Below are 12,543 nucleotides of genomic sequence, written 5' to 3' on the forward strand. Positions count from 1 at the left end.
TCACCCCCCGATGATCGTCCATAGATTCAAACACATCGCGCCCGGATCTCCCGCCGCCCTTGACACCTAGGGTGGGCGTGTGACGTATCGATTCGATGACGCCGTCGTCGCCGGGGTGCTGGGACATATGAACGGCGATCACACGGGTGACAATCTGCTCATCGTGCGCGCCTTCGGGCCGCGCGCGGATGCGGTCGGCGCGACGATGGCCGGGTTCGACGGCGAGGCAGGGGAATGGGTCGCCGAACTGCCCGATGGCAGCCTCCTGCAGGTTCGCGTGCCGTGGCCGGGCGGACCGATCAGCGAACGGCCGCAGGTCCGTCGCGAGATCGTGGCGCTCTACGACGAGGCGTGTCGGATGCTGGGCGTCGAGCCGAGACCACACTCATAGGCTTCTCTCATTTAGGTTGCCCTTACCTTGAGCTATGGTGAAGGTATGAGCGATCTCATCCCCTTCTCGACCGCCCTCCGCGAGCGGTCGGGCGCTGCGCATTCCTCGAGTGAGCACTCCGGCTTCATGGCCGACCTCATCCAGGGGGACGGCACCCGCGAGGACTACATCGCCCTCGTCGCTCAGCACTGGTTCATCTACGAGGCGCTCGAAGCCACGGCCGAGCGGATGCGGCGGGACCCGGTGGCGTCGGTGTTCATCACCGACCGGCTCACGCGCCTGCCCGCACTGGCGGCCGACCTCGAGTTCCTCGTCGGCCCGGACTGGCGGGACCGCATCCAGCCGCTGCCGACCACGCGGCGCTACATCGAGCGCATCGCCCAGGTCGGCGCGACCTGGCCCGGCGGCTTCGTCGCCCACCACTACACGCGCTACCTCGGCGACCTGTCCGGCGGGCTGTTCATCGGCCGCCTGATGGCCCGCCGCTTCGGCTTCGAGACGAACGGCATCGGCTTCTACCTGTTCGCCGACATCGCCGACCCCAAGGCGTTCAAGGAGCACTACCGCGAGCAGCTCGACGCCGCGCCGTGGGATGCCGCGGAGCAGGCGCGCGTGATCGACGAGGTGCTGCTCGCCTACCGCTTCAACACAGAGCTCTTCGAAGACCTCGCCGCCGCGAAGCAGTCCCAGGTCGCCTGACCCAGCCGGGCAAGCTACCGGCGGGCCATGAAGCGCTCCACGTCGGGATCCACCCGGATGTCGGAGGGGCGCAGCGGGCGGGAGAGATACAGGCCGTCGAGCGAGGTCAGGCGCGACAGCGCGACATACGTCTGACCGGGCGCGAAGGCGCCCGAGCCGAGATCGACGATCGCCCGCTCGTAGGTCTTGCCCTGCGACTTGTGGATCGTCACGGCCCAGGCCAGCCGCAGCGGGAACTGGGTGAACTCCGCGACGATGTCGCGGCTCAGCGACTTCGACCCAGGATCGTAGGCGTAGCGGAATCTCTCCCACACGGCCGGCTCCACCTCGTGCTCCTCCCCGTCGACGTCGACCCGCACGGTGCCGCCGCTGATCCGGGTCACCGTGCCGATCGTGCCGTTCACCCAGCGCGGCGGTTCGCCGTACGACGCGGTGTCGTTGCGCAGGAACATCACCTGCGCGCCGACCTTCAGCTGGAGTTCGGCGTCCGCCGGGTACGAGGCATCCCCCCGCCCGAAGTCGCCGGAGATCTCGGCGACGGCCGTCTGCGAACGGCCGGTGAGCGCATCGAGGTGCCGCCGGTTGATCGAGTTGACGATGTCGTTGCGGGTCGCGAGGGTGATGATCGGCGCTTCGCCGTCGACCGGGTCGGGCGGCGTTCGGGCTCCCGTCGTGTTGAGCATCCCGGCGATCTCGGCGGTGACCCGCCCGTGCCGGACGGCGTTCAGCATCGCCTTGAACGCGGGATCGGCCTGCCGGTGGATGTCGACGAGCTCGCGGATGTTGAGGTGCGCGCCGAAGGGTCCGAGCTCGGCGAAGCCGTCGAGGGCCGGCGAACCCGAGATCGCGGCATCCGGTCCGGTCCAGACCTTCGCGTCGAAGAACCAGAACGACCGGTAGTGGTCGCGGATGTAGCGCAGCTCGTCCCCGCGGGGCGGCACGGGCGCCAGCTGGTACGGATCGCCGAACATCACGATCTGCACGCCGCCGAACGGCTCGGCGCGGCGCCCGCGCGCCTGGCGCAGCGACCGGTCGATCGCGTCCATGAGGTCGGCGTTGACCATCGAGATCTCATCGATGACCAGAGTGTCGATGGCGTTGAGGATCTTGCGCGCCGGCTCGGACTGATCGATCTGGCCGTTCGCGATCAGCCCGATCGGCAGACGGAAGAGCGAGTGGATCGTCTGGCCCTCGACGTTCAGCGCGGCCACGCCGGTCGGAGCGCACACCGCGATCTGCTTGGAGGTGTTCCAGGCCAGGTGCTGCAGCAGCGTCGACTTGCCCGTCCCCGCGCGCCCGGTGACGAAGACGTGCTCGCGGGTGTCCTCGATGAGCCGGAACAGCGCCTCCTGCTCGGCGGAGAGAGGCGGGGCGGTCACCGATTCATGCTAACCAGCATGTGCACGTCCGCCCGGCACGAACGGTCACATAGCGGGAACACTCAGGAGCGGGTTTCTAGACTGTGCCTGTGGACCGGGGGGTCATCGGCAATCCTCCGGGGGAGCGAGACGCGCCCCCGGATCCCGCGGCGAGCCCTGACGCGGGTCCCGCGTCGGCTGATGCCATGGCAGCAGGACCGACGGATGCCGCGGCCCCGCGAAGCCGGCGACCTCGGCTCGCGCTCGATCTGACGCTCCTCGCGCTCGTCGGCGTGCTGCTGGTCGGCGCCGTCACCGCGGCGGTGGCCGTGCTGTACGAGCAGTTCTACAGCCCGAGCGCCTTCGTGGAGCGGTACCTCGACACGCTCGCCGAGGGGGGCGCCGCCGATGCGCTCGCCATGCCAGGGGTCGCGCTGGATTCCGCCGAGCTGGAGGCTGCCGGACTGCCGGCAGAGGCATCCGATGCCCTGCTGCGTCGCGCCGCCCTCGCGACGCTGACTGACATCCATATCGTCTCCGCGACGACCGGAGAGGACGGGATCACCTCGGTCACGGCTGCCTACTCCGCCGGCCCCTACCCGGGGACGACGACCTTCCGGGTGGAACGCGATGGCATGATCGGGGTCGCCCCGACCTGGCGGTTCGCGACGAGCCCGCTCGCGGTCATCGACCTCACCGTGCGCGGCTCGATGTCGTTCCAGGTGAACGGGTTCGAGGTCGACAAGCGGCAGGTCTCGCCGGACGGCGTGGACGCCGACCCGCTCGCCTCGCTCGCCCTGCTCGCGTTCTCACCGGGGATCTACTCGGTGTCGGTCGATTCGGCCATCTCATCCTCGCCGGGGGTCGCGGTGCTCTCCGACAGCCCGATGAAGGCGACCCCGATCGAGGTGCAGGCCGCCGCGACCGACAAGTTCGTCGCCGTGGTGCAGTCCAGGGTGGAGGAGTTCCTCACCGACTGCGCCACCCAGGACGTGCTGCTGCCCACCGCGTGCCCGTTCGGCTACCAGGTCGAAGATCGCATCGTCTCGCCACCCGTCTGGGCGATCGCGCAGCAGCCCACGGTGACCCTCACGCCGGATGGGGCGGGCTGGAAGATCCCCGAGACCGAGGCGACCGCGCACATCGAGGTCGACATCCGATCGCTGTTCGATGGCTCCATCCGCCACGTCAGCGAAGACGTGCCGTTCCTCATGACCGGCACGATCACGGTTCTTCCCAACGGCAGCGCCTCGATCGTGGTCGACAGCACCGACCCGCGCTGACTGTTCCGCACCGCTTCACCGCCTGGACCGTTTCGCACCGGGTCCGGCGCACGCTGCCTCCCCCGCGCATCCGCCATGATGTGGAGCGGAGGTTGAGATGACGTCGAAGGGGATCAGCCGGTGGCTGCCCGGCCTGAGCACGGCCCAGCAGTACCGCCGGGCGTGGCTGTGGCCTGACGTCCGAGCGGGCATCGTCGTGACGGCGCTGCTCATCCCGGCGGGCATGGGCTACGCCGAGGTCGCCGGACTGCCGCCGGAGACCGGCCTCTACGCCACGATCGTGCCGCTCGTCGCCTACGCGATCTTCGGGCCGTCCCGCATCCTGGTGCTCGGCCCGGACTCGTCGCTCGCCCCGATCATCGCCGCGTCGATCCTCCCGCTGGCCCTCGGCGACGGCGAGCGCGCGGTGGCGCTCGCCGGTCTCCTCGCGATCATGGTGGGCGGGATGCTGCTGATCGGCGGCATCCTCCGCCTCGGGTTCGTCACCGACCTGCTGTCCAAGCCGATCCGCGTCGGCTACCTCAACGCCATCGCGCTGATCGTGATCATCTCGCAGATCCCGAAGCTGCTCGGCTTCTCGATCGACGCCGAGGGGATGTGGCAGGAGGTGGTCGAGATCACGCGCGCGATCGCCGGCGGTGAGGTCCAGCCGCTCGCTGTCGCGTTCGGCGTGGGCTCGCTCATCGTCATCTTCGTGCTCAAGCGCGTGAAGTCCCCCATACCGGGCGTGCTGGTCGTCGTCGTCCTGTCGATGGTCCTCACCGGGGTCCTCGGGCTGTCCGACGCGCTTCCGGTCGTCGGCGCGCTGCCGCAGGGCCTTCCCGCGCCCGCACTCGAGGGGCTGCAGTGGTCCGACGTCGGTGCGCTGGCCCTCCCGGCGGCCGGGATCGCGCTCGTCGCCTTCGCCGACAGCGCCGTGCTGTCCCGCACCTTCGCCGCCCGCCGCGGCGAGAGCGTCGACGGGAGTCAGGAGATGTCCGGCATCGGCCTCGCCAACATCGCCGGCGGACTCCTCGGCGGGTTCCCGGTCTCGGCGTCGTCGTCGCGCACCCCGGTCGCCGAACAGGCGGGCTCGCGCACGCAGCTCACCGGCGTCGTCGGCGCCGCACTCATCCTGGGGTTCATCCTGCTGGCCCCTGGGCTCACCGAGTTCCTCCCTTCGGCCGTGCTGGCGGCGGTCGTCATGGGCGCGGCGGTCGGCCTGATCGACCTGCGCGGCCTCCGGGCGCTGTGGCGCATGGACAAGGTGGATGCCGGCCTCTCGCTGGCCGCGTTCCTCGGCGTGATCGTGTTCGGCGTGCTCGAGGGCATCATTGTGACGATCATCCTGTCGCTGCTCGCCTTCATCAATCAGTCCTGGCGGCCTTACAAGGCCGAACTCGGACGCGTGCCGGGCCTGCGCGGCTACCACGATCTGTCGCGAGAGCCGGAGGGCGAGCGCATCCCGGGGGTGGTCATCGTGCGGTTCGACGCCCCGCTGTTCTTCGCCAACGGCGCCGTCTTCGACGACTTCGTGCGCGCGAGCGTCAAGGCCGCCGGCCCCGACATCCACACCGTCATCCTGGCGGCGGAGCCGATCACCGACATCGACACGACGGCTGCCGACGAGCTGATCGAGCTCGACGACTACCTGATCGCCCACGACATCCGGCTGATCATCGCCGAGATGAAATCGCCGGTGCTCGACGTCATGCGCAGCTACGGGCTGACCGACCGGTTCACCCCTGACCGCTTCGCCTCGACGGTGGGCGCCGCGGTCGACGAGATCACCGGCACCCTGCGCACCGATCTGAAGGCGCCGCAGGACGAGGATCCGGATGCCGCGCCCCGGTCGTGACGCCGCGTGATCTGACGCCGACTCACCCCTGACGGGCTTCCGCCCGCGCGCTCAGTGCCGGCCGGCCTCGCGCTCGGCGAGTTCGGCGAGGTGCGCGTTGTACGCCTCGAGCTCGGCGTCGCCCGACCGGTCGGCCTGCCGGTCGCTGCGGCGCTCTGCGCGCGCGTCGCTGCGACTCCACTGGATCGCCACCGTGATCGCCAGGATGAGCGTGGGGATCTCGCCGATCGACCAGGCGACGCCGCCGCCCACGTACTGATCCTCCAGGGGGGTGGCGCCCCAGGTGCGGCCCATCGCGCCGAACCACTCCGACACCATGAGCCCGGTCTGCATCATGATCGCGATGCCGAAGAAGGCGTGCATCGCCATGATGCCGATCAGCAGGAGCAGCCGCCCGGGGTAGGGCAGGCGGTAGGCGACCGGGTCGATCCCGATCAGGCTGAGCGCGAACAGGTACCCGGTCAGCAGGAAGTGCGCGACCATCCACTCGTGCCCGAGGTGGTCGTACAGCGTCCAGCGGAAGATGTCGGTGTAGTAGAAGATCCAGAGCGAGCCCATGAAGAGCCCGGCCGCCACGAACGGGTGCGTCAGCACCCGCGCGACCGGCGAGTGCACGGCCCAGAGGATCCACTCCCGCCCGCCTCGGGTGCCGTCCTTGCGCTTGCGCACCGCGCGGGCGGCCAGCGTGACTGGCGCCCCCGCGACGAGCAGCACCGGGATCGCCATCGAGAGCAGCATGTGCCCGACCATGTGCATGCTGAACAAGTACTCCTGGTACGCGTTCACCGAGCCCGAGGTCACCCAGAACAGCAGGAGCAGCCCGCTCGTCCACAGCACCGTGCGGTACAGCGGCCAGCGGTCACCGCGGCGGCGCAGCCGCCACACGCCGGCGAGGTAGAAGAAGATCCCGAATCCGGCGGCGAAGGCCCAGAGCAGATCGAAGTTCCATGAGGTGAACCATCGGTCGATCGTCAGCTCGGGCGGCAGCGCGGCGCCGGTGAGGATCTCCGACGGGGTGCGGATCTCGGGCAGCGCCGAGTTCGTCGGCGGCGGTGTGCGGCCGAGCGCCGCGGCGGCGCCGCTGGCGAGCCCCATGAACGCCAGCTCGAGCGCGATCAGCGACCAGAAGCGCCGGGATGAGGCCGCCGGATCGAGTGGGCGCGCAGCGCCTGTATCGAGATCATCCGTCTTCATCCGCGGGATCTGGCGGCGACGGTAGTAGGCCGCGAGGACGCCGATGGACAGCAGCGCCACGACCTTGACCAGCACGATGACGCCGTACGGGCTGGCGAGCCCCGCCCACGTCCCGACGCCGATGGCGGCACGGGCCGTGCCCGCGATCGCGACGACGACGAATGCCGCGAGCGCGATGCTCGAGTAGCGTGCCATGGCCGCGGCCATCGTGCGGCGATCGACGATCGGCCGGATGATGACCATGAGCAGCAGCCCGCCGAGCCACACGGCCGCCGCGATGATGTGCAGCACGAGGGCCATGATCGCCGCGGTGTGGTTCGCCTCGGTGCCCGAGTGCCCCTGGGTGCCCATCGGCACGAGGGCCGCCACCGCGAGCAGGGCGGTGAAGAAGGTCGCCGTCCAGGACCGCACCGCGAAGGCCAGGATCGTGAGGGCGGCGCCGGCGATGGTCGTAATCAGCCAGGTGCGGCCGGGCTCGGTCTCGACCAGGAACCGGCCGAGCTGGGCGCCGAACTCCGGACCGGCGTCCAGCACGGGGTTGAAGGCGTCGAGGAACGTCAGGAATCCGGTCGCGGCGGCCGCGAGGGTGAACACGGCGGCCGAGACGGATGCCGCATCCAGCGCGGTGTCGAACTCGCGCTCCCCCGCCTTCAGGGAGAACAGGGCGGTCACGAGCGCCCCCACCATTCCGGCGGCGGCGAGATTGACGCCGAGCCGGGCGACCGGAAGGCCCCACCGCACGAACGGACCGGGATCGCCGATGACCAGCGGAGCCGCTCCCCCACCGAACGCGAGACCCCACACCAGCGCGGCGAGCGCTGCGGCGACGAGGATCAGGGGGCCGGCGAGGCGCAGGGCCCGGGGATTGCCCGCGCCGCCCGAGGCTCCCCGCGGCGCGGCAGCGCGGTGCGGTGCGGGCGTCGGGATCACCCATCAACCCTAAGCGCGCGGGCCCTGTGGCTGATCCGGTCCGCGCCACCCCCGCTCGTTGAGCGAGCGAGGCGAGACGAAACGCCCCGCCGGGCTCGAAGTTCCGGCTCGCGCTGTCGAAACCGCCTCACGCGCCCGAACGCAACGGCCGCGGATGGCGGTTTGGACAGCGCGAGGGATCGCGGCGGCCGCCGCACATGCAGGAGGGGGATGCCGCGAGTCGCGGCATCCCCCTCCTCAGATCAGTCGGCTACTTGACGGCGGCCTTCAGCTTCGAGCCGGCCGTGACCTTGACGCGCTGGCCCGCGGGGATCTTGATCTCTTCGCCGGTCTGCGGGTTGCGGCCGGTGCGGGCCGAGGTCTCGACGCGCTCGAACGCGATCCAGCCCGGGATCGAGACCTTGCTGCCCTTGGCGACGGCCTCGGAGACCGTGGCGAAGAGGGAGTCGAGCACGCCCGAGACGGCGGACTGGCTCTGTCCGGTCGCGCTCGCGATGCTCGCGACGAGTTCGGTCTTGGTGATGGACTTGTCGGCCATGTGGTGTCCTCCAAGGCGGCGCGACGGCCGCCTTACATTGCTCGGACCGGGTGACGAGCGCCGCCCGGCTGGTCGGATCGACCGCCTCGAATGTAACCGAAAACGCCGGGCAAACCGCGGATTTCTGCGGTTTTTCGACGTTCTTCCCGGCGTGTCGGGGGCAGATGTGGCTTATGTGACGGCTGTGACGCGGGTTGAGGCCACACGTCGGACACCCAACCCACATGCCGAGGGCGCCGATTTCCGTGGGTTCCAGCGCCGATCCGTGGGTTCGACGCCGGGGGCCGCGGGCCCGGGTGGGGTGCCGGTGGGGCACCACATTCCGGCCGAGAAACCACATTCCGGCCGAGAAGCCACGCCCCGCGTGATGTCTCGGCAGGTTCGTGGTTTCTCGCGGTGTCTACCTGAGGCCCGCCCAAGGCCGGCCGGCCTAGACGCCCGAACCGGTCAGGACCGGTGGGATGCGATGACGCCGCGGGCGGTACGTGCGAACGCCGGAGCGACCCGGTCCTCGCCGTCGAGATAGCCGCCGACGAGGGCCGCGTCGCGGAGGAGGACGAGGGATGCCGCGACCTCGTCGGGCTCCGACAGCCCGGCCGCCTCGGCCAGCTGCTCGAGGGTGCCGCGGAACCACGCGCGGTGGCCGCCGATGACATCGCGCACAGCCCCGTCGTCGGCGTACTCCGCGGCGGCGTTGATGAAGGGGCACCCGCGCGTGTGCCGGTCGCGGATATCGGCGGCGATCCCGTCGATGGTCAGGTCGAGGAGCACGGCCGGATCGTCCGACATTGCGGAGGCCGCAGCGAAGAGCGCCCGCAGCTGTGCGTCCTCACCGCGGAGATACTCCACGACGAGGTCCTCCTTGCCGCCGAACTGCTTGTACATCGTCGCGCGCGTGACCCCGGCCGCCTCGATGATGCGGTCGACGCCCACCGAGTGGATGCCCTCGCGGTAGAAGAGGTCCGTCGCGGCGTCGAGCAGGCGCTGCCGCGCGGGGGAGATTCGGGACACCTTGGCGTCCGTGGTGGTGCTCATGTGGGGGCCTCCTGCCCTGACCATCGTGCCACTCGAACCCGCCGCGTCTGCGGGTGGGACCGGTGCCATCAGGGATTTCCGAGATCTTTCGGGAATGTTTGGGAAATCTCTTGTGTAGATAGAACGTTCGGTCTATGGTAGCAGACATCAGCCMAGCAGGACCGGCTGAGAGATTCACCGGCAACACCGAACCCACCGCAACGCCACACCCACAGGAGATTGAAATGACCACCACGACCAAGACCCCCATCGTCCTCATCCACGGCCTCTGGATGACCCCCAAGAGCTGGGACACCTGGGCCGACCGCTTCCGCGCCGCCGGCCACCGGGTCATCGTCCCGGGCTGGCCTGGCATCGACGACCGCACCGTCGAAGACATCCGGAACAACCCGGAGGCGCTGAAGGGGATCGGCCTCAAGCAGATCGCCGACAACTACGAGCGCATCATCAACGACCTGCCCGAGAAGCCGATCATCATCGGGCACTCCTTCGGCGGAGTCATCACGCAGATGCTCGCCGACCGCGGCCTCGGCGTCGCGTACGTCGGCGTCGCCCCCGGACAGACCGCCGGCGTCACCGCCCTCCCGCTGTCGACCCTCTGGACCGGCACACCGATCCTCTCGAACCCCTTCGGCAAGAACGGCGCCAAGCCGCTGTCGAAGCGCCACTTCCACTTCACGTTCGGCAACGACCTGCCCCGCAGCGAGTCCGACAAGCTCTGGGAGGAGTTCGCCGTCAACTCCTACAACCGGGTCTTCTTCGAAGGCGTGCTTTCGGTGCTCAACGAGAAGGGCGGCGTGACCCACGTCGACTACAGCCGCGCCGACCGTGCACCGCTCCTCATCATCACCGGCGGGATCGACCACGTCGTGCCGCCGGCAATCGGCGAGGCGATCGTGAAGAAGTATCAGAAGACGGGCAGCCCCGCGGTCGTCGACTACAAGACGTACCCGGGTCGCACCCACCGCCTGGTCAGCCAGGACGGCTGGGAGGAGATCGCGGACTACGCCCTCGAGTGGGCGACCACCCACGTGGCGGCTCCCGCCACGGAGAAGGTCGAGAAGTAGGCGCATCCTCCGCGAACAGGCGAGAAACCACTTCGCCGTCGAGACTCCAGGCCCCGCGTGGTGTCTCGACGGTCGAGTGGTGTCTCGGCCGGGGTTCCAGCGGTGGGATCCGGGAGGCCCGGGGTCAGCTGACCCCGGGCCTTCTCCCGTCAGCCTGCGACACCAGCGCCGGTCAGTCCCCGTGCAGCCGGCGCAGTGCCGCGACGACGTCGGTGTGCCAGCGGCGGGCGGCGGGGAGAACGCCGGTGAACATCGCGGTGTCGTGGATCACGCCCTGATAGCGCACCACGCTGGCGTCGACGCCGGCGCTGCGCAGTGCATGGCCGTAGGCATCGCCATCGCCGCGGAGCGGATCGTACTCGGCCGTGAGGATGACCGCGGGTGGCAGCCCCGCATGCGACGCGGCCCGCACCGGCGAGGCGTACGGCTCGAGCCCGCGGTCGAGGCTCCCGAGGTAGGTCCGCGCCACCGAGCGGAGTTCGCGCAGGGCGATGGGACGAGGGATGCCGAGTTCTCGCGTCGCGGCGTAGTCGATGTGAGCGCCGGTGAGGTCGACGACGGGCACCTCGAGCACCTGGAGCCGCAGCGGGAGCTGCGCGCGGTCCTGATTGACGAGGGTCACCGCAGCGGCGATGTTGGCCCCCGCCGAGGTGCCCGCGACCCCGATGCGCTCAGGGTCGACGCCGAGCTCGTCGGCCTTCTCGAAGAGCCAGAGGAGCGCCGCGTATCCCTGCTCCACGGGAACCGGGTACCGATATTCCGGAGCGAGCGAATAGTCCACCGCGACGACCGCGACCTGGGCGTCGACCGTGCGGCGGCGGTAGGCGGCATCCGTCGTCGGATAGTCGATCCCCCCGATGCGGAACGCGCCGCCGAAGAAGGCCAGCACCGCCGGCACGGGCGCACCGCCAGCTTCGCCGGGATAGTAGATGCGCACCCGCACGGTGGGATGCCCCGGAACCTCGACGTGGTATTCCGCCGTTCTGACGTCGGGGCCGGGGGCTCCGACGGTGCGGAATTCGCTGCGGTCCCACGCGAGGGCATCACGGCGATACTTCGCCCTGGCGCGAGCATTCGGGCTGAGGCCCGCTGGGGACGCGGCCTGTGCGGTGTCATTGGTCGCCGCGGCCGGCGCCGGGAGGGCGGGCGCATGCCAGAACCGCCCGAGTGTCGCCACTCGCGCACGCATCGCGCCGACGGCCTTGTCGATCAGGTGCCTGCGGTGCACGCGCAGGCGCTCGTCGAAGAACGGATCCAACGGCATCCGAAACCCCCCTGCCTCGGCTCAGGTCGAGTGTAGGCCGGGGACGGGACGGCGAGGCAGGCCCTTGACAGGCGCCACAACAGCGGAAGGCCCGGAGTCCATGCGGACTCCGGGCCTTCCTGATGCTGTGCGGTCACGGCCCTTCGACAGGCTCAGGGACCGAGCGTGATGCTTACCAGCTCGACTTGGTCACGCCGGGCAGCTCGCCACGGTGTGCCATGTCACGGAAGCGGACACGCGAGATGCCGAACTTCGTGAGGACACCGCGGGGGCGGCCGTCGATGACGTCGCGGCTGCGCAGGCGAACCGGCGAAGCGTTCTTGGGCAGCTTCTGCAGGCCGATGCGGGCCGCTTCACGCTGCTCGTCGGTGGAGTCCGGCGACACGAGCGCCTTCTTCAGCTCGGCGCGCTTCGCGGCGTAGCGCTCGACGACGACCTTGCGCTGCTCGTTGCGCGCGATCTTGCTCTTCTTAGCCATTGGATCAGCGCTCCTCTCGGAATTCGACGTGCTTGCGGATCACCGGGTCGTACTTCTTGAGCACGATGCGGTCGGGGTTGTTGCGGCGGTTCTTGCGCGTCACGTAGGTGTACCCCGTGCCGGCGGTCGAACGCAGCTTGATGATCGGACGGACGTCCTGAGCCTTCTTGGCCATCAGAGCTTCACACCCTTCGCGATCAGGTCCTTCACAACCGACTCGATACCGCGCACGTCGATCACCTTGATGCCCTTTGCGGACACGTTCAGGGTGACCTTACGACCGAGCGAGGCGACGTAGTAGGTCTTCTTCTGCACGTTCGGGTCGAAGCGGCGCTTCGTCCGGCGGTGCGAGTGCGAGATGCTGTGACCGAAGCCGGGAATTGCTCCAGTCACCTGGCACACTGCTGCCATAGTGATGTCTCCTTAATACCGTGAGGCCGGACGGCCCCACCCAAGATCCCTTGTCTGC

General features: G+C 69.6%; 13 protein-coding genes. 5 read left to right on the top strand and 8 right to left on the bottom strand.

Annotated elements, in window-relative coordinates; translation table 11 throughout:
• The first annotated feature begins 79 nt into the window (after nt 1-79).
• Nucleotides 80-391, top strand: a complete 312-nt coding sequence (locus ACXJ3V_RS07655; RefSeq protein WP_457099685.1) for a DUF2470 domain-containing protein — start codon at nt 80-82, stop codon at nt 389-391.
• 45 nt (nt 392-436) lie between these two features.
• On the top strand, nt 437-1,090 hold the full coding sequence (locus tag ACXJ3V_RS07660) for a biliverdin-producing heme oxygenase (RefSeq protein WP_457099686.1): 654 nt from the start codon (nt 437-439) through the stop codon (nt 1,088-1,090).
• Between the two features lie 14 nt (nt 1,091-1,104).
• Here ACXJ3V_RS07660 and ACXJ3V_RS07665 read toward each other — a convergent pair whose 3' ends face one another.
• Complete coding sequence (locus tag ACXJ3V_RS07665) at nt 1,105-2,469, bottom strand: ATP-dependent DNA helicase (RefSeq protein WP_457099687.1); 1,365 nt, start codon at nt 2,467-2,469, stop codon at nt 1,105-1,107.
• Between the two features lie 185 nt (nt 2,470-2,654).
• On the opposite strand from ACXJ3V_RS07665, the gene ACXJ3V_RS07670 reads away from it, so the two are divergent.
• Both ACXJ3V_RS07670 and ACXJ3V_RS07675 read left to right on the top strand, forming a co-directional pair.
• Nucleotides 2,655-3,731, top strand: a complete 1,077-nt coding sequence (locus ACXJ3V_RS07670) for a hypothetical protein (protein ID WP_457099688.1) — start codon at nt 2,655-2,657, stop codon at nt 3,729-3,731.
• 97 nt (nt 3,732-3,828) lie between these two features.
• Nucleotides 3,829-5,568 carry a SulP family inorganic anion transporter gene (locus tag ACXJ3V_RS07675; RefSeq protein ID WP_457099689.1) on the top strand — a complete coding sequence of 580 codons (1,740 nt, stop codon included), beginning with the start codon at nt 3,829-3,831 and terminating at the stop codon, nt 5,566-5,568.
• 51 nt (nt 5,569-5,619) lie between these two features.
• Here ACXJ3V_RS07675 and ACXJ3V_RS07680 read toward each other — a convergent pair whose 3' ends face one another.
• From ACXJ3V_RS07680 to ACXJ3V_RS07690, 3 genes are all read right to left on the bottom strand, one after another.
• Nucleotides 5,620-7,599 (bottom strand): cytochrome c oxidase assembly protein, encoded by a 1,980-nt coding sequence (locus ACXJ3V_RS07680; RefSeq protein ID WP_457099746.1) that lies wholly within the window; start codon nt 7,597-7,599, stop codon nt 5,620-5,622.
• Nucleotides 7,600-7,942: 343 nt separating this feature from the next.
• On the bottom strand, nt 7,943-8,230 hold the full coding sequence (locus ACXJ3V_RS07685; protein ID WP_457099690.1) for an HU family DNA-binding protein: 288 nt from the start codon (nt 8,228-8,230) through the stop codon (nt 7,943-7,945).
• Between the two features lie 447 nt (nt 8,231-8,677).
• The gene (locus ACXJ3V_RS07690) at nt 8,678-9,265 is read right to left on the bottom strand and encodes a TetR/AcrR family transcriptional regulator (RefSeq protein WP_457099691.1); all 588 of its coding nucleotides are present in this window, start codon (nt 9,263-9,265) and stop codon (nt 8,678-8,680) included.
• A gap of 224 nt (nt 9,266-9,489) precedes the next feature.
• Here ACXJ3V_RS07690 and ACXJ3V_RS07695 point away from each other — a divergent pair, with 224 nt between their 5' ends.
• Nucleotides 9,490-10,332, top strand: a complete 843-nt coding sequence (locus ACXJ3V_RS07695; protein WP_457099692.1) for an alpha/beta hydrolase — start codon at nt 9,490-9,492, stop codon at nt 10,330-10,332.
• Nucleotides 10,333-10,504: 172 nt separating this feature from the next.
• On the opposite strand, the gene ACXJ3V_RS07700 is transcribed toward ACXJ3V_RS07695, so the two are convergent.
• From ACXJ3V_RS07700 to rpmB, 4 genes are all read right to left on the bottom strand, one after another.
• Nucleotides 10,505-11,596: an alpha/beta hydrolase gene (locus tag ACXJ3V_RS07700; protein WP_457099693.1), complete on the bottom strand. Its 1,092-nt coding sequence runs from the start codon at nt 11,594-11,596 to the stop codon at nt 10,505-10,507.
• Between the two features lie 172 nt (nt 11,597-11,768).
• The gene (rpsN, locus tag ACXJ3V_RS07705) at nt 11,769-12,074 is read right to left on the bottom strand and encodes a 30S ribosomal protein S14 (protein WP_457099694.1); all 306 of its coding nucleotides are present in this window, start codon (nt 12,072-12,074) and stop codon (nt 11,769-11,771) included.
• A gap of 4 nt (nt 12,075-12,078) precedes the next feature.
• Nucleotides 12,079-12,249, bottom strand: a complete 171-nt coding sequence (rpmG, locus tag ACXJ3V_RS07710) for a 50S ribosomal protein L33 (RefSeq protein WP_005051772.1) — start codon at nt 12,247-12,249, stop codon at nt 12,079-12,081.
• A complete protein-coding gene (gene rpmB / locus ACXJ3V_RS07715) occupies nt 12,249-12,485 on the bottom strand; it encodes a 50S ribosomal protein L28 (RefSeq protein ID WP_457099695.1) in 237 nt (78 codons plus the stop codon). Before rpmB ends, rpmG begins: the two co-directional genes overlap by 1 nt.
• Nucleotides 12,486-12,543: the final 58 nt, after the last annotated feature.

Source organism: Microbacterium sp. P5_E9 (assembly GCF_054049175.1).

Coding starts and splice junctions, on each gene's coding strand:
- ACXJ3V_RS07660 (WP_457099686.1), top strand. CDS start 437: ATGAGCGATCTCATCCCCTTCTCGACCGCCCTCCGCGAGCGGTCGGGC.
- ACXJ3V_RS07685 (WP_457099690.1), bottom strand. CDS start 8,230: ATGGCCGACAAGTCCATCACCAAGACCGAACTCGTCGCGAGCATCGCG.
- ACXJ3V_RS07670 (WP_457099688.1), top strand. CDS start 2,655: ATGGCAGCAGGACCGACGGATGCCGCGGCCCCGCGAAGCCGGCGACCT.
- rpsN (WP_457099694.1), bottom strand. CDS start 12,074: ATGGCTAAGAAGAGCAAGATCGCGCGCAACGAGCAGCGCAAGGTCGTC.
- rpmB (WP_457099695.1), bottom strand. CDS start 12,485: ATGGCAGCAGTGTGCCAGGTGACTGGAGCAATTCCCGGCTTCGGTCAC.
- ACXJ3V_RS07690 (WP_457099691.1), bottom strand. CDS start 9,265: ATGAGCACCACCACGGACGCCAAGGTGTCCCGAATCTCCCCCGCGCGG.
- rpmG (WP_005051772.1), bottom strand. CDS start 12,249: ATGGCCAAGAAGGCTCAGGACGTCCGTCCGATCATCAAGCTGCGTTCG.
- ACXJ3V_RS07675 (WP_457099689.1), top strand. CDS start 3,829: ATGACGTCGAAGGGGATCAGCCGGTGGCTGCCCGGCCTGAGCACGGCC.
- ACXJ3V_RS07695 (WP_457099692.1), top strand. CDS start 9,490: ATGACCACCACGACCAAGACCCCCATCGTCCTCATCCACGGCCTCTGG.
- ACXJ3V_RS07700 (WP_457099693.1), bottom strand. CDS start 11,596: ATGCCGTTGGATCCGTTCTTCGACGAGCGCCTGCGCGTGCACCGCAGG.